Below are 24,370 nucleotides of genomic sequence, written 5' to 3' on the forward strand. Positions count from 1 at the left end.
AGTTACACCATAGGCGCGCAGTGTGTCCGTTGTGTAACCGATGCGGGCACAATCGCCAATTTTTCACGCTACGGTCATGGTGTGGCTAAGACAGTAGGATCCAAAGACCTTCCGAAGGCGGCACCGACCCGCATCGGTCGCATTCCCGTGCTCGATCTCTCCCCCCAGCTGAATGACAATCTGTGGCCTGCGCGAGCCTTCGCCGGCGAGGTGGTTCCGTTCGGTGCCACCGCCTTCAGGGAAGGGCATGACCTTATCGGTGTGTCCCTGCATCTGGTTGCACCGGACGGCACCGAGACTGTACACCCCATGGATCTCGGGGCACCGGGCACCGACCGGTGGGAAGTTCGGGTGCCCCTGCAGCACCAGGGAGACTGGCGCTACAGAGTGCGCGCTTACGCCGACGACTTCGCGACCTGGGAGCACAACGCCGGCATAAAGATTCCGGCCGGCATCGACGTGGATCTGATGTTCCTGATCGGGGACCAGCTGCTGACCTCGGCGGGAACGGATAAGTCACGCACCGCCCCAGAACGCCGGGCTCTTCTGGCCGCGGCCAAGACATTGTCCGATGCGAAGAAGCCGATCGCGCTGCGTCTCGCCGCCCTCGAGTCCGAGAAGCTGCGGGCAGCGCTTCGGGCCCGCCCGATCGCGAGTCTCGACTCGTTCTCGGCGGAACGCACCGTCATCGTTGAGCGAACGCGCGCCGGCGTGGGCTCCTGGTACGAGTTCTTCCCGCGCTCCGAGGGCGCCATCCAGGCCGCTGATGGGTCCTGGTCCAGCGGCACATTCCGCACCGCCGCCAAACGCTTGCCCCAGGTGGCCGCGATGGGTTTCGACGTGCTCTACCTCCCGCCAATCCATCCGATCGGAACGGCTTTCCGCAAGGGGCCTAACAATTCGCTCACAGTCGGTCCGAACGATCCGGGGTCGCCCTGGGCCATCGGTTCGGCCGACGGCGGCCACGATGCCATCCACCCTGACCTCGGCACTGTCGCCGATTTCAGCTATTTCCTCGGTCGTGCCCGCAAGGTGGGGCTGGACGTGGCCCTCGACTTCGCGCTACAGGCTTCTCCCGACCACCCCTGGGTCGCCGAGCATCCCGAATGGTTCACGACGCTGCCCGACGGCACGATCGCTTATGCCGAGAATCCGCCCAAAAAGTATCAGGACATCTACCCGATCAACTTCGACAACGATCCGGCGGGGATTCGCGCGGAAGCGCTGCGCATTCTCCGGCACTGGATCACCCTCGGCGTCACCATCTTCCGCGTCGACAATCCCCACACGAAGCCGCTTGATTTCTGGGAATGGCTCATCCGCGAGGTCAACGCAGAGCACCCGGATGTCGTCTTCCTCGCCGAGGCCTTCACCCGCCCGGCGCTGATGCAGGCTCTGGGCAAGGTGGGGTTCCAGCAGTCGTACACGTACTTCACGTGGCGCAACACGAAGACCGAACTTGAGGAGTTCCTGCACGGCCTGGCCACCGAGACGGCGGATTTTCTGCGCCCGAACCTCTTCGTAAACACCCCAGACATCCTCACGGAGTACCTGCAATTCGGCGGACCGGCTGCCTTCAAGATACGCGCGGCCCTCGCTGCCATGGCCGCACCCACCTGGGGTATGTACGCCGGATTCGAGCTCTGTGAAAATGTTGCGCGCGTGGGCGCGGAGGAGAACATTGACAACGAGAAGTATGAGTACAGACCACGGGATTGGGCCGCGGCCGAAGCCCGCGGTGCGTCGCTGGCGCCCTACGTGACGAGACTCAACCACATCCGCTCGGAGCACCCGGCGCTGCGGCAGTTGCGCAACCTCGACATTCACGCGAGCGACGACGACTCCATTCTGGTCTTCAGCAAGTACCTGCCGGCCGGGTTCACGGGAACGGGCGCGGATGATGCGATCATCGTCGTGGCGAACGTGGACCCGCATTCCGTTCGTGAAACCACCGTGCACCTCGACGTGACGCGCTTTGGCCTCGAGCCGGGTGCCACCTACGACGTGAACGATCTCATCACCGGTGCGACCTACACCTGGTCCGCGGACAATTTCGTTCGACTCGACGCATTCACCGAACCGGTACACATCCTGCGGGTGTTGGGCCAGAAGCCAGGAAAGGCACGCGCATGACCGAGCAGCCCCAGGACAGCAAGAAGACAGCAGCCAAGGCTGCCCCCGCCAAGGCCAAGGCCCCTACGTCGAAGGTGCCCGCCAAGAAGGGCAAGAAGACCGCCCTCAAGACTGTGGACCCCACCTTCGTGGCCCCGCACATTCTCGAGTCCATCGCGGCCGGAACCTACTACAACCCGCACGAGGTCCTCGGACAGCACGGAATCGAACAGGCCGGCGTCACCGACCCGGTCACCGTCATCCGTGCCCTTCGCCCCCTCGCCACGGAGGTGCTGGCCGTTCTCTCGACGGGAGCGCACGTGGAACTAGTCCATATCGGGCACGGCGTTTGGCAGGGCATCAGCACTGTCGGTTTTCAGGACTACACCCTCGAGGCCCGCTATGAAACGGCACCGGCGTGGATCGCGGACGACCCCTACCGCTTCCTGCCGACTATCGGCGAGTTGGACCTGCACCTGATTGGTGAGGGCCGCCACGAGCGCCTGTGGGACGTGCTGGGCGCACACTACGGTGAGCGCCAGGGGGTGCACGCCGCAGTTTCAGGCACCGCATTCGCTGTGTGGGCGCCGAACGCCCGCGCGGCCCGAGTGATCGGCGACTTCAACGGCTGGGGCGGTGCCACTTACACGATGCGCAACATGGGCAGCACGGGCGTATGGGAGCTTTTCATTCCAGGGCTCGAACTGGGATCGAACTACAAGTTTGAGCTGCTGACGCACTCGGGCGCGTGGATACAGAAGGCCGACCCGATGGCGCAGTACGCCGAGGTACCGCCAATGACAGCCTCTGTCGTGACCCAGTCCTCTTACGTGTGGGCTGACAACGCGTGGATGACAGCGCGCGCCGCGACAGACCCGCACGACCGCCCGATGAGCGTCTACGAGATGCACGTGGGCTCCTGGCGTCCGGGGCTCAGCTACCGCGACCTCGCGGATGAACTCATCGGATACCTTAATGAGCTTGCCTACACGCATGTGGAATTCATGCCCCTCGCCGAGCATCCCTTCGGCGGTTCCTGGGGCTACCAGGTCACGGGCTACTACGCCGCGACCAGCCGTTACGGCACCCCCGATGACCTGCGCTACCTGATCGATCGGCTGCACCAGGCCGACATCGGCGTGATCATGGATTGGGTTCCCGGCCACTTTCCCAAGGACGACTTCGCCCTCGGCCGTTTCGACGGCCAGGCGCTCTACGAGCACGCCGACCCGCGCCGCGGGGAGCAGAACGACTGGGGAACCTACGTATTCGACTTCGGTCGCCCCCAGGTACGCAACTTCCTTGTGGCGAATGCCCTGTTCTGGCTTGAGGAATTCCACATCGACGCCCTGCGAGTCGACGCCGTCGCGTCCATGCTCTATCTGGACTACTCGCGCGAAGACGGCGAGTGGGAGCCCAACCAGTACGGCGGCAACGAGAACCTGGAAGCCATCAGCATGCTTCAGGAGATCACGGCCACCGCGTACAAGCGCAACCCCGGGGCCATCATGATCGCCGAAGAATCGACCAACTGGGGCGGCGTCACCGCAGCCACCTCCGGCGGTGGGCTGGGATTCGGCTTCAAATGGAACATGGGCTGGATGCACGACTCCCTCGAGTACATGCACGTGGACCCGATGTACCGGTCGTACCACCACAATGACATCACCTTCTCATTCGTGTACGCCTTTAGCGAGAATTTCCTGCTCCCCATCAGCCACGACGAGGTCGTTCACGGAAAGGGCTCGCTGATCAGCCGCATGCCCGGCGACTCTTGGCAGCAGCTCGCGAACGTTCGCGTGTACCTCGCTTTCATGTGGGCACACCCGGGAAAGCAACTGCTGTTCATGGGCCAGGAATTCGGGCAGCGCTCCGAGTGGAGCGAAGACCGCGGCCTGGACTGGTGGATGCTCGACCAGCCGGCCCACCGTGGCCTGTTCAACCTCGTGGGGTCCCTCAACCGGGTATACCGGGCGAACGCGAGTCTGTGGGCCCGTGACAACGAGCCAGGCGGGTTCGACGTGATCGATGCCGGCGCGCATCAACAGAACGTGGTCTCGTTCCTGCGCTGGGACAACGACGGCCAGCCGATAGCGTGCTTCTTCAACTTCGCCGGCCAGCCGCATGTCGACTACAGGGTTGGCCTGCCCTTCGCCGGCCAGTGGGACGAGATTCTGAACACGGATGCCGCCGAGTTCGGTGGATCCGGAGTGGGCAACTTCGGTGGCGTGCACGCCGGCAACGAGCCGTGGGGCGGTCGTCCGGCATCGGCCAATGTGACCCTGCCGCCGCTCGCCGGCCTCTGGCTCAAACTGCGCCGGTAGCAGCTCGCCCGCTCACAGACGAGAAGCCGGTCACCCACACGGGGTGCCGGCTTCTCGGATCTGGAGTAAGTGCACTGGGAATCAGTACCGTACTGAATCAGTACAGGAGCGCGGTCAGACGCTTGCGGGTGGGTGCTACGCGGGGGTCTTCCAGGCCGACGACCTCGAAGAGCTCGAGGATACGCTCACGGATGGTGTTGCGACCGGCCGGATCCTGGGCAGGGAAGAGCGTGAGCAGACGATCGAAGGCGTCCTCCACGTGTCCGCCTGACAGGTCTAGGTCAGCTACGAGCAGCTGGGCATCGAGATCCTGCGGGGCTGACGCAGCTCCCCCGCGAATGTCGTCAAGGGTTTTACCCTGCAGACGACCGAGGAGACTCGCCTGTGCCAGCCCGGCGACAGCCATGGTGTCGTTGGGGTTTTGGGCCAGGGCCGTGCGGTATTCCGCTCGAGCAGTCTCGTAGTCACCGCGCTCAATGGCCTCGTAGGCCTCGACGTGGTGCGGTGGCAGCGGCTCCTCGACCGGCTCGGCTTCTGCTGCCGGTGAGTCAGCGACCTGCGCGCTACCCGTGACGCCCTGTTCCGCCGCGACTTCCAGCAGGCGTGCGAGAACCTCGCGAATTTGCGCCTCCGGCAGCGCGCCGTTGAAGAGCTGCACGGGCTGGCCGCCGATCACGGCGGCGACCGTGGGAATGGACTGTGCCTGAAAGGCCTGCGACAGCTGGGGGTTGGAATCCACGTCGACCTTGGCGAGCACGAATTTGCCCGCATACTCCGTGACGAGTCTTTCGAGTACCGGCGTGAGCTGTTTGCATGGCTCGCACCACTCCGCCCACAGATCCACCAGCACCGGAACCGTATTCGACAGCTCCAGTAGCTCACCGAAGTTCGCGTCAGTACCGTCGAGCACGAGGGCCGGAACCGGCACGGTTGCGCCTGGCGTTGCAGACGATCCGGTCCCGGCTGCACCGGACGTCGGTGCCGCCGGGCGATTCACGAGCGACGACAGGTCGACGGCACCGCGCAGATTGGATCCGGAAGGGGGCATAGGGGTCATGGAAGCTCCGCAGATGAGATTATTCCCTGGGTACTCCCCAGGAGAGTGATTTTGTCTGTCGACCCTACCGCGGGCACATAGAACAGAAGTTGGTCGCTGAGGATGTTCTGAATGCCCTTCGCGGAGGACGTGATTCCGGACAGCGCCTTGCTCGAAGCGCCGCTGGGGTTCACGGTGGCTTCACCCGAAACCACGGTGACAGTCTCGGTTTCATTGACGTTGACGGCCACGATCGCGCCCGAATCATTCGTGGCAAGCGCCACCGTGCGCCCGGGACCGGCCGCCGTGGCGAAGGCCAGGGTGGCCGTGACTGCCAGTTCTGCCGTGCGGTCCGTGCGGCTCTTCACGAATTGCGAGAGGAACTCGTCGCCTTCGGTCTGGAATAGTGCATACGACGCACTCGCTTCACCCTGCAGCAGAACATCGGCGTACGCCGTGGCGACCTGATCCGGCGGGAGCATGAGCAGCTTGCTGTCGGGCGCGATCGCCGGCGCGCCGATTGTGGCGGGTGCGACGTGCGGCGGCTGAGCGTTGGCTTCCAACCCAATCATGTACTCCACAAGATAATTCGCCCTGGGCGATTCCTGCCTGAGGATCAGGGTCGTAGGGGGAACGGTCTTATCGTCCTCCTGGATGATCGCCAACACCACGCGCGGCCAGGACTCCGATTGCTGCGGCAGGGTTACCGAGAGCGGCGGTGTGCCGATGATCGGCGGAGCGGCCACTGCCGGATCGACAGCTCGAATCTTGTAGTTGGTCAGTCGCTGTTCCAACGCCGTACCGGTGAACCGAGTGGCGATGGAGTCGGCATTCAGAGTGGCGTCGGCCTCTGTCGTCAACGTGCCGATGTCAGTCACGATCCGTTCCAGCTGAGGAACGGTGACGGCGGCGGGCGGAACTTCAGTTGCCGTGTCGGCCTCGTCCGTGGATTCCGGTGTGGGCGTGGGGGTCGACGAGACAGTACTTCCCGCAGTGACCGGCGCGGCAGGCCAGAAGTCCGCGGAACACCCACTGAGAAGCAGCCCGGACACCAGAAGCATAGGAACGACAGCGATCATCGGCCGGCGGGATCCAGTGATGTCCCCGGCTTTGAGTGCCTTCGGTAGGGGAACGCGCGGCAGCCGCGGCATTCGTGGACCACGCGGCAGATTGCGGCGCGGACGCCGGGAGCGCCTCAGGTGGAGCAATGCCAGGATGTAGAGCACGAGGCCGAGAAAGAGCAGTGCGGCCCCGCCCACGAGAAGTGGGCCGGCCCACGGAGTGGAGTTGTCTGCGGCCCAGGACAGCGTGATGTCGCCCGGCGCGGGTGCCGTTCCATCAGAGGCGACGAGTACCGAAATCCCCTCGGGGAGATTCAGGGTGTGGGTGAGCGACGACGTGCCGCTGAACTCTTCGAGCCACAGGTCAGAACCGGCGGGATTCGTGACGGTCTCAGCGACCGGAGTCGCGCTAGAGCCATCGGCGTTGGTGCTCTCGGGCGTGACGACGGCGTCTGTGACGACGGACGTCAGGTCCTGACCGGTTTCCCCGGCGCTCACCACAGCGTGCGCGTCGTTGCCGATCCAGGCTTCAATGTCTGCGGTTCGCCCGTAGGCAAGGAAAGTTGTTTCTGCACCGCTGACGCGAATCGTCTGGTTGCCCGGGAACGATGCGAGCGCACTCGAGTCGATCACCGTATACGGGGTTGCGCCCTCAACGGTCGCACTCAGCGAACTGGTCGCGGGTTCGAGAAAGACGGTCCGCTGCGCAATGCCGAGACCGATCATCACGGCCGCGAGAACGAATGCCACGATGGCAAGAACAAATCGCACGTATCATCCTTCCGTGTTGCCAATCGGTCAGTGTGGGCACGCCCACACTACTTCCGAGTCCGATCGCAACAGACACGAATTTCCACGATACTTGGTCCTCCTGACAGCTGCCTAATAGTGCGCAGATTGCACTGTTTGTGTGGTGCACCCACGATTCATGGAGGCAGACTAAAGTTGCATCGGCCTCCCGGACTCGCGTCGCGCCCGACTCCAGTCACGTGGAAGCCCCATTTTTTGAGGAGAAACCGTGCCCAACGACGAATCTGACTTCACCCAGGTCTTCCGTGGCTACGACAAAGACGAGGTAGCCAAGGCCCTGCAGGGGCTCCGTCGCGACCTGATCAAAGCCAACACCCACAGCGCGGAATCCAGCAAGGAAGTGCGGCGCCTGTCCGCCCAGATCGACGACCTCAACGCCACAATCGACGAGGTCGGAAGCCCGACGTTCTCAGGTCTCGGCGCAAAACTCGAGAACACCCTTCGGGTGGCGGAGGAACAGTCCATCCGCGTCATCGCCCAGGCCGATAACGACGCCGCGCGGTTGCGAACCTCGACGGCCATCGAGATCGAGAATCTTCGGCGCGAGTCTGCGGAGCAAGCGGCCCGAACGCTCTCGGACGCGGATATTCGCGCCCGTCGCGTTCTCGACGATGTACGTGTGGAGGCGGACGATCTGGTGGCCCGCACCCAGGACGACTACGCCCAGCTGACGCAGGACGCCCGCAACGAGGCGACACTCGTTCGCGGCGCGGCGGCCTCCGAAGCGGCCGAGACGCGTTCCACTCTCACGCGCGAGGTGGCTGCCATCCGAACCGCCGCAGATCGTGACGCGGCCGATGTGCGCCTCGCCGCCCAGCAGGAGGCGACGGAGGCGCACGAAGTCGCCGCAGGCCTGAGCGAAGAAACTGAGCTGGCCCGGGCAACCGTCGCACTGGAGATAGACCAGCAGCGCGCCGACGTGGCCCGCGAAACCGAACAGGCCCGCATAGAACTGGCGGACGAAACATCGCGTGCGCGCATCACGCTGGCTCAGCAGACTGAGCAGGCGCAGGTCGAGCTGGCCGACGAAATCGACCGGGCCCGAACCGCCCTGAAGAACGAGCTCGACGACCTGCGCGCGGCATCCGCTGCCGAACGACAGCGCGCTGTCACCGAGCTCGAACGCGACATCTCCCAGCAGCGCACGGCCCTCGCCACAGAAACGGCTGCCGCTCGCGCCGACCTCGCTGCGGATATCGAGCAGGGAAATACCGCCTTCGTGCGCACCGACTCGGAGAACCGCTCCGAGCTGGCGACCGAACGTGAGCGGGCGCAGCGCGAGCTGGACGCTCACATCGCGCTGTCCCGGCAGCACACAGATGCAGAGGCGGCCCGGCTGGCGCAGGACGTCGCCCAGGCCCGCGCGGACCTCGACGTGGAGCTGACGACCCTGCATGACGACTGCGAGCAAGACCTGCTGTCGCGACACCACACGGCCGCGGCACAGGCCGCGGCCCTACAGGAAGACGCCTCGCGCCAGCTCGCCGACACCACCGCGCGGCTGTCGGAGCTTCGCGCCCTCAACGACCAACTGGACACCGGAGCCCGCACGGAAGCCCGAGCGCTCAAGCAGGAGTCTGATGAAGCCGCCACCGCCATTGTTCGCACGGCTACGGAGAAGGCAGCCGCGATCCTTGCCGACGCCGACGCGCGGGCGAAAAGGCTACTTTCCGACGCAGAAGGCCGACTCGCCCAGATAAGGATTGAGCGCGACGCGGTAGCAGGCTACTTTGAGAGCCTGCGCAGCGTGTTGACACAAGCGGAGACCATGGCCAGCGACGACGAAGCGACAGGCAGCTCCACAGACAGCGCCACGACGAACAACGCCAGAACGAACAGCGACAGAACACCTAGTGAAAAATAAGTGACCAGAGGAGCCCACCGGTGAAGATTCAAAACGCGTTCCGCTTTGGACTCGTCGGCACACTCGGCGTCGGTCTCGGGCTCCTCATCATCACCTCGGTGATCACGCTCCAAACGATCATCACGTACATCGGGGCTGCACTGTTTCTCGCTCTGGGCCTCGACCCTGCCGTGTCATGGCTGGGTAAGCGGAAGTTCCCGCGCTGGGCTGCGATCCTCACGGTGCTGGTCGCCGTCGTGGGCATTCTGACGGCCGTCGTCTTTGCGATCGTGCCTATCATCGTGGATCAGGTCGCCAAGCTCTCCAAAATCGTCCCCGACCTGATCAAGGCCGCGAACTCGCCATCATTCATCGAGGACGTACAGAAAAACTTTCCCACGCTGGACATTCCCGTGATCGTGAAATCCATCACGGACTTCCTAGGAGGGAACGTTCAGGAGATCACGACAACGATCGTGCAGTCGGGCCTGGCGCTGATGAGCGGGCTGTTCGGCGGCCTCATCATCCTGATCCTGACGCTGTATTTCACGGCCAACCTGAACAGCATGAAACGCGCCACATACCAGCTGGTTCCGGCGTCCAAACGAGAGCGCTTCACCGACCTGAGCGAGCAGATCTCCCAGTCGGTGGGCAAGTACGTTGTCGGGCAGGTGGGGCTGGCTGCGTGTAACGGCGTGCTCAGCTTCATCTTCCTGTCCATCATCGGAGCGCCATTTCCAGCGCTCCTCGCCTTCATTGCGTTCCTGTTCTCCCTGGTACCGCTCGTCGGCACGATCACCGGTTCCGTCATCATCGTGGCCATGTGCCTGATCCCGGGCATTGGCAGCTCGACACTCACGGCTCTCGTGGCAGCCATTTACTACCTGATCTACATGCAGGTGGAGGCATACGTTCTGAGTCCGAACATCATGAAGAGAGCCGTCTCAGTGCCCGGTGCCGTCGTGGTGATCGCCGCTCTCGCGGGCGGGTCACTCCTGGGCATCCTCGGCGCCCTGATAGCGATTCCCGTGGCCGCATCCGCCATCCTCATTGTGAAGCAGGTCGTCATCCCCCGGCAGAACGAGCTCTAGCCGGCTGTCGTCACGAGCGCCATTCGGTCGGCAGCGGAAGCGCCGCCGGGTTGACGACGGCCACGATCTCGTCGAGAACGCGCCGGGTCATGTTTTCGCCCACCCAGAGGTGCTTGCCACCCTCGACCGCAATTAACCGCGTCTCGGGCACGACCGCGAAACGCTCACGGGCCTCGGCCGGCTGCAGGTAGTCGTCGTGCTCGGGGATGATGGCCACGAGACGGCGGTCCTGGTGGGCCCACGCGGCCAGCTCGACATCCGTTGCCCGGTGCAGGGGTGGAGACAGCAGGATGGCACCCTGAATCGGGTGTTCGAGTCCGTATTTGAGGGCAAGCTCGGTGCCGAAGGACCAGCCCACGAGCCAGGGGTTGGGCAGTCCCCGGGTGGCGACGAAGTCCATGGCCGCGGCCACGTCGGCGCGCTCCCCCATGCCGTCGTCGAAGCTGCCGTCGCTCGTGCCGCGGGGCGACGTGGTGCCCCGCGTGTTGAAGCGCAAGACAGCGAGTCCGGCAAGGGCCGGAAGGCGTCCTGCGGCCTTGCGAAGAATGTGAGAGTCCATGAAGCCACCGGCCGTGGGCAGCGGATGGAGCGTCACGAGTGTGGCGATCGGCGCCCGGTCGATCGGCGTGGCCAACTCACCGACGAGGGTGAGTCCGTCACTCGTCGTGAGTTCGATATGTTCCCGAGTCGCGGGCAGTTCGACCGACCCTCGAATTTCGATCGGGTTCAGGGCTGATGCGTGATCCATGTGGACTCCTTGGCCGTACGGACTCTGCCGGAAAACGGCTATGTGATCTTCCAGCAGTGAGTGTGCCAGTGACGGCGGTTTGAGATGTCGGCGGCATCACCCAGAACTCCGTCGGCGCGCCAGGCGACGACATGCGCCGTTCCCGGTTCGACGGGCAGCGAGCAGCCAGGACACAGGTAGGTCTTCAGGGACTGCTTCGCGGGCACCGGCTGGACGTGCCAGAGGCCGTCCCTGCGCACCTCGCTGCGGCGCCAGCCGTCGAGCAGGCGGCCGAGGCCCGTGTCGTCCTCGTCGTCGCGAACCGGTGGCTTGCGGCCACGGGGTCGATTGCTGCGGGCCATGAGCTCAGTCTACGGCCGTGTCCGAGCGTGCTCAGAAACGGGGCGGACTTAATACCAGCCGGAGGCCTGTGATTTGGACCAGGCGCCGCACGGGCTGCCGTAGCGGTCAACGATGTAGCCCAGGCCCCACTCGATCTGGGTCGCGGGGTTGGTTTCCCAGTCAGCGCCGGCAGAGCCCATCTTCGACCCTGGCAGCGATTGCGGAATGCCGTAGGCACCGCTTGAGCTGTTCATTGCGTTGACGCGCCATCCGGACTCCTTCTGCCAGAGCGAAACGAGGCAGCTGTACTGGTCTTCGCCCCAGCCTCGGGCCTGGACGGCACCGTAGGCGTAGGCCTTGGCCGTGCCGGGGTCCGGAACGGCGGCTGACGGGGCCGTGAAGCTCTTGGCGGCCTCCGGTTCCGCCACAGGCGTCACGGGCACGGGTTCGGGCTTCACAATCGCCGTCACCGTGTACCCCTCGCGGGTGACGGTGTTGGTGTACGCACCCTCGACGGAGACGGTCTGCGGCGGGGCGTCGGCGTAACGATCGCCGGCCGGCTCGACACCGGCCACCTGGAAGTACGGGGACGCGGTCGCGCCGGAATACGGATCCACAACTGTCACGAGCACGAAGGCACACGCCGCGACGAAACCGAACAGGAAGTGAGACACCCTGACGGGCTTACGGGTTCTCCGAACGGCTGCCCTGGTCGAAACTCTGACGGGGTCGATAACGCTCAGATGCCTGCCCATATGGTAGTCACCCTAGCCGACGATTTGGTAACGACCAAATAACGGCCGAGGGTTTACGCCGACGTGTTGCTGCGCGGAGCCCGGTCAGCTGTCATCGAACGGCCAGCATCACGTCGATCACACCGTCGAGAACGACATCCACCTGCGCCTCCCGGTAGCCGCCACGTTCGGCGCGGAACACGGCGGTGCGAACCTCGTCGACGCTCATCGAGCGGCCGTCCCGCAAATACTTCACGATCTTGTTGCTGAAGCGGTCCACGTCCGACTTCTTGTAACCGACACTGAGAAAACTTGTGCGGGCGAAACGATGCCCCGGCGCCCGACTCAGCCGGGCCACGAGAACATCCGTGGCCGAACGAGCCTCCAGCAGCCACGCCTGTTCACCCATCGCGCCGAGTGCGCGTTCACGTTCCCGCGCTGCGAAGGCGTCCTCAAGCCGTTCCAGGGCCGCGTCCACGTGCTGGGGCGAATACCCGCCCTTCTGCATGGAGAAAGCCGTGTGACGGATGCTGGCGGCCGTAAGCGGCACGGAATCGTCGTTGGCGTCGTAGGCCTGCCGAGCGGACGCGAGAAAGTCTTCGACCTGCTCGAGGCTGTATCCGAGGGTCTTCTTGGCTGATCGCGGAAAAGTTGTGCTCACCGAGTCATTCTCCCTTAACCACGCCGCGAGCCGAAAACAGCCGGTTCACGCGAAGACCAGATATAGGGCGTAGGCCGCGCAAGCGGAAGGCAGGATGGAGTCCAGCCGGTCCAGGAATCCGCCATGCCCCGGAAGCCAGGAACTCATGTCCTTGATGCCCAGATCTCGTTTGATGAGAGATTCGGCCAAGTCGCCGAAGGTTGCCGTGAACACGATAATGCCACCGAAGATGATGCCGAACCACCAGGGCTGGTCCAGCATGAACAGGGCAAGCAGAATGCCGGCCATAGTGCAGATCAGGGCGGCGCCGAGGAATCCTTCCCAGGTTTTCTTGGGGCTGATCGTCGGCGCGAGCGGATGCTTGCCGAAATTCAGGCCGCTGACGTACGCCCCCGTGTCGGCAGAGATCACCAGCAGCAGGAACGCGAGGGTCCACCACTGTCCCCCGGGCTGGGCGACGAGGAGCACGGCGAAGCTGGCTAGGAACACGACATAGACCTGGATGAGAACCCCGGCACCCATGTCGCCAAGTACGGCGCGGGCCGGTGCCCGATGAGCGGGGAGAACCGCCAAAGCGATCCGCCAGAGTGCGATCACCAGGATTCCGGCCAGAGTCGCCAGCCATTGGCCCGTGGGACCGAAATAGAAGGCCGCCGGCACCACACTGACAGCGGCAATCACAACGGGGATGCGCGGCACATTCCGTCCGGCATGACGCAACGCCTGGGCAAGCTCGAAGGACGTGAATCCGATGATCACGCCCGCAAAGATCATGAAAAGATCCTTGACGAAAATAAGGCTCACGAGCATGGCGCCACCGAGCACGAGTCCGATGAGAACGGCCAGGATCAGGTTGCGTCCAGTGCGGGCCTCGATACGCTCGCTCGTGGCGTCGAGGCTGGCGCGGGTGGCTTGCACCTGACGCTCGAAATCGGCCTTTGTTGACTGCACCTGACGCTCAAAGTCCGCCCTGGTGGACTTGACCTGCGCCCGAAACTCGGCGCGACTAACGCCGTGCCCACGCTTCGGTGGTCGATGGCTGCCCGGCTGGTCCGTCATGTGAGAACGCTTCCTAGATCTCGAGCAGTTCGGCTTCCTTGCGCTTGAAGGCATCGTCGATGCCGTCAACATGGCTCTTCGTGATGAGCTCAAGTTCCTTTTCGGCACGGCCCACTTCGTCGTCGCCGACCTCGCTCTTCAGCGCGTCGAGTTCGTCCTTGGCCTTGCGCCGAATGTTGCGCACGGAGATGCGCGCATCCTCTGCCTTGGCCTTCACAATCTTGACGAATTCCTTACGACGCTCTGTCGTGAGTTCGGGCAGAGTAGCGCGGATGGTGACGCCGTCATTTCCGACGTTGGCACCCAGGTTCGGAGTGTCTCGAATGGCAATCTCGATGTCGCGCAGTGCACTCTTGTCGTACGGGGCGATCAGGAGCGTGCGCGCCTCCTGGTTTTGCAGTGAGGCGAGCTGTTCGAGCGGCGTCGCGGTTCCGTAATAATTCACCAGGATCTTAGCGAACATTTGAGGGTTCGCCCGTCCGGTACGCACGGTTCCGAAGTCGTCTCTGGCGGCTTCAAGTGCCTTCTGCATACGCGCAGTGGCATCGGACAGTACATCCGCAATCACGGTGACTCCTTCTTCGGTGGTAAGGGAATTCTAGTTTGAGACGCGGGTACCGAGATCGGCACCCAGAATAGCAGCGGTCACGTTGCCATCGGGTGCCATACCGAAGACCTGCATCGGCATGTTGTTGTCCATGCACAGGCTGAAGGCGGTCGAATCGACGACCTTCAGGCCCTTCTGCAGGGCTTCCTGATACGTGATCTGGTCGATCTTGTGCGCGTCGGGGTTGGAACGGGGATCATCCGAATAGACACCGTCTACGCCGTTCTTGGCCACGAGCACGACGTCAGCGGCGATCTCGAGGGCGCGCTGCGCGGCGACGGTGTCTGTGGAGAAGTACGGCAGACCGGCGCCGGCGCCGAAGATGACGACACGTCCCTTTTGCAGGTGCCGCTCGGCGCGGCGTGGAATGTACGGTTCGGCCACCTGCGTCATCGCGATCGCGGACTGAACACGCGTTTCTGCGCCGGCCTGCTCGAGGAAGTCCTGCAGCGCCAAGGCATTCATCACGGTGCCGAGCATCCCCATGTAGTCTGCGCGTTCCCGGTCCATACCGCGCTGGGAAAGCTCTGCGCCGCGGAAGAAGTTACCGCCGCCGACGACAATGGCGACTTCGACCTGCTTGGCGCCCTCGGCGATTTCTCGTGCCAGTGAGCTGACAACGTCTGGATTCACTCCTACGGCCCCGCCGCCGAAAGCTTCTCCGGAAAGTTTGAGGAGGACCCTGCGCTTTTTACCCGTGTCGATCATGTGGTGCGAGACCTTCCGTACGATGTCTGTCAAATCTACCGGGTGTACCTGGAGGGCACACACAAACGGAGACCGGATCGCTTGCGCAATCCGGTCTCCGTCAGTTGTTGTTAGGCGCCGACCTTGAACCGGGCAAAGCCCGAAACGGTCAGTTTGGCGTCTGCGAGAACCTTGCTCACAGAAACCTTGTTGTCTTTTGCGTAGTCCTGCTCGAGCAGGGCGACCTGCTTGAGGTAGGCCTTGACGCGTCCCTCGACGATCTTCGGGAGAGCCGCTTCCGGCTTGCCCTCGTTCTTCGAGATCTCAGTGACGATCTTGCGCTCGGTCTCCACGAGGTCAGCGGGAACATCGCTCGCCGCGAGGTACTCGGGGTTGGCGAACGAGATGTGCTGCGCGATGGAGCGAGCCGTCTCGGCGTCGTCTCCCGAGTAGCCCAACACAACGCCGACCTGTGGGGGCAGGTCCTTGCTGGTCTTGTGCAGGTAGATCGAGAACAGCTCACCGTTGACGGCTGAAACCCGGCGAAGTTCGAACTTCTCGCCGATGATTGCGGCTTCGCCGTCGATGAGGTCTGCGACGGTCTGCGTGCCACTGGTGGCAGCAAGGCCTTCGTCGACCGTGGTTGCGCCAGCGGCGGCGATCGCGTCGAGAACCTTGTCGGCGAGGGCGACGAACTTGCCGCCCTTGGCGACGAAGTCCGTCTCGCAGGCGAGCTCGATCATGTAAGCGGTGGTGCCGAGTTCCTTGGCTGCGACGAGGCCTTCAGAGGTGGAGCGGTCAGCGCGCTTGGCGTTGCCCTTTGCACCCTTGAGACGCAGGATCTCGATGGCCTTGTCCATGTCACCGTCGGCTTCAACGAGCGCGTTCTTGGTGTCGACCATTCCGGTGCCGAGGTTCTCGCGGAGAGCCTTGACGTCTTCGAGTGTGAAGTTTGCCATACCGGATTCCCTACTTGTTCTCGTCTGCGGCGACTGCAACGGCAGCCGCAACATCGGCGTCGCCGACGGCGTCAGCGATGGTGACTGCGGGCTCGGCAGCAACGGGCTCAGCAGCGGCTTCGACGACAACGGCCTCATCGGCTGCTACGTCGACGACGACTGCTTCGTCAGAACCCTTGAGGAGCTCAGCTTCCCACGCGGCGAGGGGCTCGACTTCGGCCTCCGGCTTGGCGTGACGCTGAATGAGGCCCTCGGCTGCGGCGTCCGCGATGATGCGGGTGAGCAGGCCAACGGAACGGATGGCGTCGTCGTTGCCCGGGATCGGGTACTGAACGTCATCGGGGTCGCAGTTGGTGTCGAGGATGGCGATCACGGGGATGCCAAGCTTGCGTGCCTCGTCAATGGCGAGGTGCTCCTTGTTGGTGTCGACAACCCACAACGCGGAAGGCGTCTTGGTGAGGTTGCGGATTCCGCCGAGGCTCTTGTGAAGCTTGACGAGCTCGCGCTTCTTGATGAGCATTTCCTTCTTGGTGAACCCGCTCTTGGCGGTGTCCTCGAAGTCGAGCTCTTCGAGCTCTTTCATGCGAGCCAGACGCTTGGAAACGGTCTGGAAGTTGGTGAGGAGTCCACCGAGCCAGCGCTGGTTGACGTAGGGCTGGCCTACGCGCGTCGCCTGCTCCGAGATGGATTCCTGTGCCTGCTTCTTCGTTCCGACGAAGAGGATGGTGCCGCCGTGGGCAACCGTCTCCTTGACGAAGTCGTAGGCCTTGTCAACGAACCCGAGCGACTGCTGCAGGTCGATGATGTAGATGCCGGAACGCTCGGTGAAGATGAAGCGCTTCATCTTCGGGTTCCAACGGCGGGTCTGGTGCCCGAAGTGCACGCCGCTGTCGAGCAGCTGGCGAATGGTTACGACGGCCATGAGCCGTTCTCCTTGTCCGGCGCGCGTGCGTGACAGCACGAAACGCCAATCGGTTTGTGCGAGGATCGGTCGATCTTCGCTCCTGGTGCCCGGCACACGCCCGCCCCTGCCTTCTCACAAGCGGGGACCGATGGGACATGGCGGCCTGGTGGGCACGCGTAGTCAGCGCACGAGGCGCTGCTTGGAGTAGCTTATCACCCGTTCCCGGCGAACAGCGCGCGCTTCTCGTCCTCCACAGGCGACGGCACCGGCGCCCACCGCACGAATCCCGGCGGCAGCGACTGGCAGGCGCCGCCTGGCGTGCATAGTGTGCGACATGTTCACACGCTTACTCTGGTCAAAGTCGTGCCGGACCGTCGCCCTGGTGCCCCTTATCCTCGCGGTAACGGGGGCGGCCGTGCCGACCACATGGACGTGGCCGATATCGGCGCCGCACCACGTGGGGGCAGGCTATGTCGCGCCTCTGACCCCGTACTCGGCGGGCCATCGTGGCATTGACCTCTTGGCGGAAGCCGGCACACCGGTGTTTGCCCCCGACGATGGCGTCATATCCTTCGTCGGCCACGTCGTGGACCGGCCGGTGATCTCGATCTCCCCGGGAGATGGCTTGATTGCGAGCCTTGAACCAGTGGAGGCGCTCGTCATTCTCGGCGAGCATGTGGCCAAGGGACAGCAGATTGGGGTTGTCGCGACCGGCGGTCACTGCGCCGAGGTCTGCCTGCACATCGGCGTGCGTACACACGGGTTCTACGTGTCACCCCTCACGTACCTGGGGGGTGTTCAACGTGCGATCTTGCTTTCGGTGCCCTGAAGGCTCAGGCACGGGGATGGGCAAGCCGATAACTCTGTTTGAGCCGCTCGGCCGAGACGTGGGTGTAGATCTGCGTCGTTCCGAGGCTCACGTGGCCCAGCAGCTCCTGCACGGCGCGAAGGTCGGCGCCACCGTCGAGAAGGTGCGTGGCCATGGTGTGGCGCAGCGCGTGCGGGCCGGCGGGACCGTTGCCTGGCACTTCGCCGAGCAGCGCCGCGACGAGCCGGTAGACCCCGCGCACACCGAGGCGCTGTCGCCGCGACCCAATAAAAAGAGCGACCGGTTCCTGAGTCGGCGCTTGCGGCAGAACCGCCCCGACGCTGGTCGGGGCGGCGGACAGCAGTGGGCGCGCCGACCGGAGGTATTCCACGATCGCCCTGTGGGCCGGCACCCCGAATGGAACGACGCGTTCTTTGGCGCCCTTGCCGGTGACGCGCACGGTGAGGCGGTCCAGGTCCACGTCGGCAACGTTGAGGCCCACGAGCTCGGAGACTCGGAGGCCGGATGCATAGAGCATCTCCACGACCGCCAGATCACGCACTGCTCCGGCGGCGCCTCCCGAGGCACGCACCTCAAGAGCCTCCAACAGCAGTTGCATCTGACCCCGATTGATCACTCGGGGCAGTGTTCGTCCGGGCTTTGGCGTGCGCAGGCGCACGCCTGGATCGTTCGTGCTGCCGCCCGTGCGCGCGAGCCAAGCTGTGAAGCTTCTGGCGGACGCGGATCGTCGCGCGAGGGTGGCGCGGGCCAGTCCTGCCTGCGTTCCCACCCACAGCCACTCGCGCAGCAGTTCCAGGGTCAGATCGCGGGTGTCGTCGATGAACCGATCGGCGGCAAACACGGCGAGCTGGCCGAGGTCGGTGCGGTAGGCGCGCACAGTGTGCGTGGAGTAGCCGCGCTCGACCGCAAGAAAAACCAGAAAATCCTCGACGGCTGCGGTGAGATGCACGCGTTCAGTCTCCACTGCATGGACCGATTCACCTGCACCCACGCCCATCCCCACTCCGGGTATCTCTCCGCGGGGTGTCATGACGAATGTCGGGAGAACTTCTCGGCGCGTTCCTCGGGCGGGAGCCCCTCGATCACGTCAAGATACGCGGCCGGGAAGTGCGTAGCGGCGGCGAAGTCACCGATGGGAACCGCGGAGTGCACGACCTGGTCGGCGTAGACGTGTACGAGAGCCAGGGACTGCCCCCCGTCGACGCCGGTGAGCTCCCGTTCCGGTGCGCTGAGATCCATCGTGTAGCAGGTCGCCGCGGCGACCGACACGGGGATGCCAGCGAAGAGACCGTGCGTCGAATAATGCAGATGACCACCGAGGATTCCCCGGATGTCCGATCCGCGCACGACGTCCGCGAGCCTCGACTGCTCGCGCAGCTCAAGCACGCTCATCAGCGCAAGTGGGGTCGGGACAGGCGGATGATGCAGAGCCAGCACCGTGCCGTTCGGTGCCGGCTCGCGCAGTTCTCTGGCCAGCCAGTCGAGCTGAGCCGGCGACAGCTCACCGTGGTGATAGCCCGGAACGCTCGTGTCAATGGCGATTATGCGCAGACCGTTGACCATGGTGACACGATCGATCGGCTCGTCGGAGGTGGCGCTCGTCGGCTCTCGAAGCAGCTCGGTGCGAAAGGGCTCGCGCTTGTCGTGGTTACCCATCACCCAGATCACGTGCGCGCCCCAGGCCGCGGCAGCCGATTCCACGATGTCTCGCACGCGCCGGTACGCCTGGTCTTCCCCCCTGTCGGCCACGTCGCCGGTGATGACGAGAGCGTCAGGCCGCAGACCGGATCGGTCGAGTTGGGCGAGCGCGCGGTACACCGTCGAGTCGGTGTCGATAGTGCCGTACAGCAAGGCCCGGTCGCCGAGGAAATGTGTGTCGCTCAGATGAACGATCAGGTGTGTGGCGGGCGCGTGCTGGCCCAGCTGAACGGCTGACATGGCGTCCCTTCGTCGGTTGCACCAGACTACGTGCTGCCGCCGACTCAGACCTCGTAGTACCCTGTGCAGCGGTGAACGGGAGGTTTACCATGGCGCCATGACAGCCGGACCGCACGCCTACGAGCCCGCACTCGAGCGGGCCAAGACCCATGCCCTGGAGTGGCTCACATCCCTTCAGAGCCGCCCGGTTGGGCCCCAACAGGATGCCGACGAACTCGCGGCTGTTTTCGGACGCCCCTGGCGCCGTCTCCCACCGACCCCGCGGTGGTGATCGACGAGCTCGCGGGCTGTGCAGGGCCCGGTTTGATGGCCATGCCGTCAGGTCGCTTCTTCGGCTGGGTCATCGGCGGCACGCTACCGGCAGCTCTCGGCGCCGATTGGCTCGTGAGCGCCTGGGACCAGAACTCGGGCCTGAGATTCGCCACCCCGGCCATGGCGGCGGCAGAGGAGGCCGCGGCCGGCTGGCTTCTCGACCTACTGGGGCTGCCGCTCACGGCCGATGTCGGTTTCACGACCGGGGCAACCATGGCCAATTTCGTCGGCCTGGCATCCGGTCGGCAGCGGGTGCTCGAACGCGCCGGATGGGATCTGCCGAAGGTCGGGCTCTTCGGAGCGCCCCGGGTGAGGGTCTTCGTCGGTGAGGAGCGACACGGAGTGATCGACCTTGCTCTGCGATACCTCGGCCTCGGCGCGCCGACGGTGATTCCCGTCGACGCGCAGGGACGGCTTGAGTCGGAGGCCCTCTCACAGGCGATGACCGAGGTGGACGGTCCCGCAATCGTGTGTCTGCAGGCCGGCAACCTGCATTCGGGAGCATTCGATCCCATCGCCAAAGCGGTGCGGATCGCGCACACTCACGGCGCCTGGGTGCACGTCGACGGCGCTTTCGGCCTCTGGGCGGCCGTGAGCCCGTCGCACCGGGTATACCTCGACGGCCTGAACACGGCCGATTCCTGGGCGACGGACGCCCACAAAACCCTCAACGTGCCCTACGACTGCGGGGTTGCGATCGTCTCTCGGCCCGAGGTCATGCGCGCGGTGTTCGGCCTGCACACGAACTACCTGATCCAGGCCGAGGGCGGGCCTGGCGACCCGTTTGAGAAGGTGCCCGAGCTCTCCCGTCGGGCCCGGGGCGTGCCGGTGTGGGCGGCACTTCGCTCGCTGGGCCGTTCGGGTACCGTCGAGCTCGTGGAGGGGCTGGCTGCCCACGCGCGTGCCCTCGCGGACGGACTGGCGGACATGCCGGGAGTGGACGTTGTCAACGATGTCGTGTTCACTCAGGTCTGCGTGGCCTTCGGGAGCGACTCGCGCACCCGGCAGGTCACGGCCCGCCTCATGGCAGACGGCACCGCTTGGATGTCAGGGTCCCGTTGGCACAACCGCGACGTGCTGCGTATCTCGGTGAGCAACTGGTCGACCGACGCCGCCGATGTCGCCGCTTCCCTCGCCGCCGTCGAACGCGCCTGCGGGGAGTGACCCGCAGTTCAGGTGGCACGCAGCCAACCGGTTTCGCGCTCGCGGACCGAACCTTCCAGATCGAGGGCGCCGAGGGCCCCGCGCACGCCAGTGGACGACAGGCCCGAGCGCCGCGCGATCTCCGTGACGCTCCGTGGCGAGCGACCACTGAGCGCGTCGAATACTCGGATCTGGTCGCTCGTGCGACCGCCCCCGCCCGCGAAAGTGTCGGTCCCGTCGCTTGCCGTGAAATCGAGGGGCACCTGCACGGTGCGCTCGCCCACGAGCTCGGCCATCTCGGCCGGTGTGGTAACGCAGACGGCATCAAATTCACGGATCAGCCGATGGCAGCCCGCCGAGGTCGGTGAGGTGACCGGGCCGGGGACGGCCCCGAGCGGACGCCCGAGTGCGGCGGCATGTCCGGCAGTGTTGAGTGATCCCGAGCGCACCCCGCTTCGAGCACGATCGTCGCAAGGCTCGACGCGGCAATGAGTCTGTTGCGCTGCAGAAAACGCCATTTTGTGGGTGCCGCACCGCAGGGCAGCTCAGACACCACCGCTCCGTCGGCGGCGATGCGACTCAGGAGTGCGTCATGGCCGCTGGGATAAAAGCGATCCACTCCCCCTGCGAGGAACGCCACCGTGAGCCCGTCGCTCGCGAGGGCCGCCCGGTGCGCCATGCCGTCGATGCCGTAGGCCGCTCCAGACACGATGGTGAATCCCCGGTCGACGAGTCCCGCGGCGGCCTCCATGGCCACGTGTTCGCCGTAGCCTGTCGCCGCCCGCGCGCCAACGAGCGCGACCGAATTGGCGAGCCCCGTGAGGGCCGCCGGCCTGCCACGCCACCACAGCGCGAGGGGGGCATGCGCACCAAGATCGTCAAGTTGCAGCGGCCACAGCTCGTCGTGCGGCAGCAACAGCCCCGCTCCGACACGATGAGCCTGTTGCAGGGAACGCACGACCTCTGTGGAGCTCAGCCGTGGGCGCCACCGGAGCAGGCCCTGCTCGAGGCCGCCGCCGAGTTCGTCTTCGGCATCGTCGAATCCGTGCTGACGCAGGAGTTCGGCGAGCCGGGCGGGTGTCCAGGATTCCACTACCGCCGTCAGCGCGTCCCGGGCGCCGAGACTGCCCACGAGCACGCCAGCCAGACCGTCACCCGGTTCGACTATGCCGCTCCACGCGGCGCGAGCGAAGACATCCGCTGCCGCCGCCACAGAATCGAGCCCGGTCTCCGCGCCGCCGCGCACACCCTCGGCGAGCGCACACAATTGTGCTTCAGTCATGCCGTACATGTTCATGCTGTCATTCCCTTTCTCAGGTAGAGCGCGAGTCCTACGTGTTCGGGACCGGGGCGACCGGCTCCTTCAAGGTCCGCGATGGACCAGGCCACTCTCAACACCCGGTCGAAGCCGCGCATGGTGATTCCGCCGCGCTCAAGGGCGCGTTCCAGCGCGGCGGTGGCTTTCGGGTCGAGGCGTACCTGCGGACCTCGCAGCCAAGGGCCGGGAACCTGGGAGTTGAGCTGCCAGGGAGTGTGCCGGAGGCGTTCCGCGGCGGCCGCGCGCGCGTGCACGACTCGGGCACGCGCCTGCTCGCTGGTGATACGCACGGTATCGGATGCGAGCCGCAGCTGGGCGGCAGTGATGCGCGTGACACCGAGCTGGATGTCAATCCGGTCCAGAAGCGGCCCCGAAATACGCGCCAGGTATCGGCGACGGGCGTTCGGCGGGCATGCGCATTCGAGGTCGCTGGCTCCGTACTGCCCGCACGGGCAGGGGTTGGCCGCCATCACAAGCTGGAATCGGGCCGGAAAGTGCGCGGTCGCGTTGGCGCGGTGAATGCTGATGACGCCAGACTCAAGTGGTTGCCGCAGGGCATCCAGCACTGGCGCGGCGAACTCGGGCGCTTCGTCGAGAAAGAGCACCCCATGGGAGGCGCGCGCGGCGGCCCCGGGCCTGATCTGCCCCGTACCGCCGCCGACCATGGCCGCGGCGGTGATCGTGTGGTGCGGAGCTTCAAGCGGCGGGCGCGTGACGAGCGCGTGGCCGAGCCCGCGACCGGTCAGAGACCGCATGGAACTCACCTCCAGTGAGGCCGCCGCGTCGAGGTCGGGCAGGAGGCTCGGTAGACGGGCCGCGAGCATCGTCTTGCCCGCCCCGGGAGGCCCGAGCATGAAGACATGGTGGCCACCGGCCGCGGCGACCTGCAGGGCGAGGATGGCATCGTCGTTTGCGATCACATCCACGAGGTCCAGAGACGGACCGGCGTCGTCCGAGTCGTTGGTCGGCAGGATCACCTCGACCTCGCGCGGCTGCAAGGGTGCGCCATGCCAGATCGCGGCGTCTCGCAGCGAGGCGACAGCAATGACTCGCACACCCGGCACGAGCGCGGCCTCGGCGGCGTTCCCGGCGGGCACCATCACGGTGCCGTGCCCGAGCCGCACCGCTGCCACGACCCCCGGGAGGAGGCCCGGAGTGGGCCGCAGCCTGCCGTCGAGGGCCAGCTCCCCGAAGTGAACCACGGACGCGACGGATTCTGCCGATACGACCCTGTCGGCCGCGAGGCAGGCGAGGGCGATGGCAAGGTCGAACCCCGCCCCGTGCTTCGGCAACGCGGCGGGAGAGAGCGCGATCGTCAAACGGTGGTTGGTCAGCGGGCAGCCCGAGTTCGTGGCCGCGGCCCGCACACGCTGCGTCGCCTGGGAGAGGGCCGCATCGGGGAGCCCGATAATGGTCATGGCTGGCAGCTGTGCGGAGATGTCGGCCTCCACTTCGACCATCGCGCCGGTCAGGCCGAGCAGGGCAACCGCGTGAGTGCGAGCGAGCGGCATCAGAACACGCCCCGCAGGTGTTCGAGGACCGGTTCCTGGCCTCGGACCGCGATGACCGCCACGGCGTCCACTCGAATCCGCTCTGGCCACACCTGCGCCTGGGCGCACCACAGGCCGGCCAACCGCCTCATGCGCGTGAGCTTCTCGGGGGTGATGGCTTCGAACGGATGCCCGTAGCTGGTGCTGCTGCGCGTCTTGACCTCGACGAAGACCACCTGCTGCGCCCGCTCGACGATCAGGTCAACCTCGCCGTCGGCGCACCTCCAGTTGCGCTCCACGATGCGGTATCCGGCGTCCACCAGGTAGCGGGCAGCGCAGTCTTCGCCGTACCTGCCGAGTTCGTCTTTGTGTGCCACGAGTGC

General features: G+C 65.2%; 21 protein-coding genes and 2 pseudogenes. 6 read left to right on the plus strand and 17 right to left on the minus strand.

The window, feature by feature from the left end:
* Window positions 1-81 precede the first annotated feature (81 nt).
* Together BJ997_RS10435 and glgB are read left to right on the plus strand one after the other, a co-directional pair.
* A complete protein-coding gene (locus BJ997_RS10435) occupies window positions 82-2,133 on the plus strand; it encodes an alpha-1,4-glucan--maltose-1-phosphate maltosyltransferase (protein ID WP_084141237.1) in 2,052 nt (683 codons plus the stop codon).
* Entirely contained in the window at window positions 2,130-4,436 is a 2,307-nt protein-coding gene (glgB, locus tag BJ997_RS10440; protein ID WP_084141238.1) for a 1,4-alpha-glucan branching protein GlgB, read from the plus strand. The genes BJ997_RS10435 and glgB overlap by 4 nt, the downstream gene beginning before the upstream one ends.
* A gap of 97 nt (window positions 4,437-4,533) precedes the next feature.
* Here the strand turns inward: glgB and BJ997_RS10445 are convergent, their stop codons facing one another.
* Window positions 4,534-5,493 carry a tetratricopeptide repeat protein gene (locus BJ997_RS10445; protein WP_035836905.1) on the minus strand — a complete coding sequence of 320 codons (960 nt, stop codon included), beginning with the start codon at window positions 5,491-5,493 and terminating at the stop codon, window positions 4,534-4,536.
* Entirely contained in the window at window positions 5,490-7,304 is a 1,815-nt protein-coding gene (locus BJ997_RS10450; protein WP_035836906.1) for a DUF8094 domain-containing protein, read from the minus strand. Before BJ997_RS10450 ends, BJ997_RS10445 begins: the two co-directional genes overlap by 4 nt.
* Before the next feature lie 247 nt (window positions 7,305-7,551).
* On the opposite strand from BJ997_RS10450, the gene BJ997_RS10455 reads away from it, so the two are divergent.
* Window positions 7,552-9,207: a coiled-coil domain-containing protein gene (locus tag BJ997_RS10455; RefSeq protein WP_035836907.1), complete on the plus strand. Its 1,656-nt coding sequence runs from the start codon at window positions 7,552-7,554 to the stop codon at window positions 9,205-9,207.
* A 20-nt stretch (window positions 9,208-9,227) separates the two neighbouring features.
* A complete protein-coding gene (locus BJ997_RS10460; RefSeq protein WP_035836908.1) occupies window positions 9,228-10,277 on the plus strand; it encodes an AI-2E family transporter in 1,050 nt (349 codons plus the stop codon).
* Window positions 10,278-10,287: 10 nt separating this feature from the next.
* Here BJ997_RS10460 and BJ997_RS10465 read toward each other — a convergent pair whose 3' ends face one another.
* The 9 genes from BJ997_RS10465 to rpsB all read right to left on the minus strand — a co-directional run bounded on the left by BJ997_RS10465 (window position 10,288) and on the right by rpsB (window position 16,975).
* Window positions 10,288-11,025, minus strand: coding sequence for an alpha/beta hydrolase (locus BJ997_RS10465; protein WP_035836909.1), 738 nt, complete (start codon window positions 11,023-11,025; stop codon window positions 10,288-10,290).
* A gap of 38 nt (window positions 11,026-11,063) precedes the next feature.
* Window positions 11,064-11,366 carry a hypothetical protein gene (locus tag BJ997_RS10470; protein WP_035836910.1) on the minus strand — a complete coding sequence of 101 codons (303 nt, stop codon included), beginning with the start codon at window positions 11,364-11,366 and terminating at the stop codon, window positions 11,064-11,066.
* Window positions 11,367-11,414: 48 nt separating this feature from the next.
* Window positions 11,415-12,020: an aggregation-promoting factor C-terminal-like domain-containing protein gene (locus tag BJ997_RS10475; RefSeq protein WP_236628995.1), complete on the minus strand. Its 606-nt coding sequence runs from the start codon at window positions 12,018-12,020 to the stop codon at window positions 11,415-11,417.
* Between the two features lie 172 nt (window positions 12,021-12,192).
* On the minus strand, window positions 12,193-12,741 hold the full coding sequence (locus tag BJ997_RS10480) for a DivIVA domain-containing protein (RefSeq protein ID WP_035836912.1): 549 nt from the start codon (window positions 12,739-12,741) through the stop codon (window positions 12,193-12,195).
* Between the two features lie 45 nt (window positions 12,742-12,786).
* Window positions 12,787-13,800, minus strand: coding sequence for a phosphatidate cytidylyltransferase (locus BJ997_RS10485; protein WP_084141239.1), 1,014 nt, complete (start codon window positions 13,798-13,800; stop codon window positions 12,787-12,789).
* Window positions 13,801-13,813: 13 nt separating this feature from the next.
* Complete coding sequence (frr, locus tag BJ997_RS10490; protein ID WP_035836913.1) at window positions 13,814-14,368, minus strand: ribosome recycling factor; 555 nt, start codon at window positions 14,366-14,368, stop codon at window positions 13,814-13,816.
* A gap of 30 nt (window positions 14,369-14,398) precedes the next feature.
* On the minus strand, window positions 14,399-15,115 hold the full coding sequence (gene pyrH / locus BJ997_RS10495; RefSeq protein WP_035836914.1) for a UMP kinase: 717 nt from the start codon (window positions 15,113-15,115) through the stop codon (window positions 14,399-14,401).
* A gap of 110 nt (window positions 15,116-15,225) precedes the next feature.
* A complete protein-coding gene (gene tsf / locus BJ997_RS10500; RefSeq protein ID WP_035836915.1) occupies window positions 15,226-16,053 on the minus strand; it encodes a translation elongation factor Ts in 828 nt (275 codons plus the stop codon).
* 10 nt (window positions 16,054-16,063) lie between these two features.
* On the minus strand, window positions 16,064-16,975 hold the full coding sequence (rpsB, locus tag BJ997_RS10505; protein ID WP_035836923.1) for a 30S ribosomal protein S2: 912 nt from the start codon (window positions 16,973-16,975) through the stop codon (window positions 16,064-16,066).
* Between the two features lie 316 nt (window positions 16,976-17,291).
* On the opposite strand from rpsB, the gene BJ997_RS10510 reads away from it, so the two are divergent.
* A complete protein-coding gene (locus BJ997_RS10510) occupies window positions 17,292-17,786 on the plus strand; it encodes a M23 family metallopeptidase (RefSeq protein ID WP_084141240.1) in 495 nt (164 codons plus the stop codon).
* 4 nt (window positions 17,787-17,790) lie between these two features.
* Here BJ997_RS10510 and BJ997_RS10515 read toward each other — a convergent pair whose 3' ends face one another.
* Entirely contained in the window at window positions 17,791-18,735 is a 945-nt protein-coding gene (locus BJ997_RS10515; protein ID WP_035836925.1) for a tyrosine recombinase XerC, read from the minus strand.
* Window positions 18,736-18,812: 77 nt separating this feature from the next.
* On the minus strand, window positions 18,813-19,724 hold the full coding sequence (locus tag BJ997_RS10520; protein ID WP_035836916.1) for a phosphodiesterase: 912 nt from the start codon (window positions 19,722-19,724) through the stop codon (window positions 18,813-18,815).
* A 97-nt stretch (window positions 19,725-19,821) separates the two neighbouring features.
* Between BJ997_RS10520 and BJ997_RS10525 the strand changes: the two are divergent.
* A pseudogene (locus BJ997_RS10525) lies at window positions 19,822-21,200 on the plus strand (pyridoxal phosphate-dependent decarboxylase family protein).
* 8 nt (window positions 21,201-21,208) lie between these two features.
* On the opposite strand, the gene BJ997_RS22100 reads toward BJ997_RS10525, so the two are convergent.
* The 4 genes and pseudogenes from BJ997_RS22100 to BJ997_RS10540 form a co-directional block, all read right to left on the minus strand.
* Window positions 21,209-21,475: a DprA-like winged helix domain-containing protein gene (locus BJ997_RS22100; protein WP_244962764.1), complete on the minus strand. Its 267-nt coding sequence runs from the start codon at window positions 21,473-21,475 to the stop codon at window positions 21,209-21,211.
* 48 nt (window positions 21,476-21,523) lie between these two features.
* Window positions 21,524-22,476 (minus strand): annotated as a pseudogene (dprA, locus tag BJ997_RS21475) (DNA-processing protein DprA); the annotation flags it as partial.
* Window positions 22,473-24,008, minus strand: coding sequence for a YifB family Mg chelatase-like AAA ATPase (locus tag BJ997_RS10535; protein WP_183323438.1), 1,536 nt, complete (start codon window positions 24,006-24,008; stop codon window positions 22,473-22,475). The gene BJ997_RS10535 and the pseudogene dprA, both read right to left, overlap by 4 nt.
* The gene (locus BJ997_RS10540; protein WP_183323440.1) at window positions 24,008-24,364 is read right to left on the minus strand and encodes a YraN family protein; all 357 of its coding nucleotides are present in this window, start codon (window positions 24,362-24,364) and stop codon (window positions 24,008-24,010) included. Before BJ997_RS10540 ends, BJ997_RS10535 begins: the two co-directional genes overlap by 1 nt.
* Window positions 24,365-24,370: the final 6 nt, after the last annotated feature.

Origin of the sequence: Cryobacterium roopkundense (assembly GCF_014200405.1) — a bacterium.
In the GTDB taxonomy this organism is placed as follows: domain Bacteria; phylum Actinomycetota; class Actinomycetes; order Actinomycetales; family Microbacteriaceae; genus Cryobacterium; species Cryobacterium roopkundense.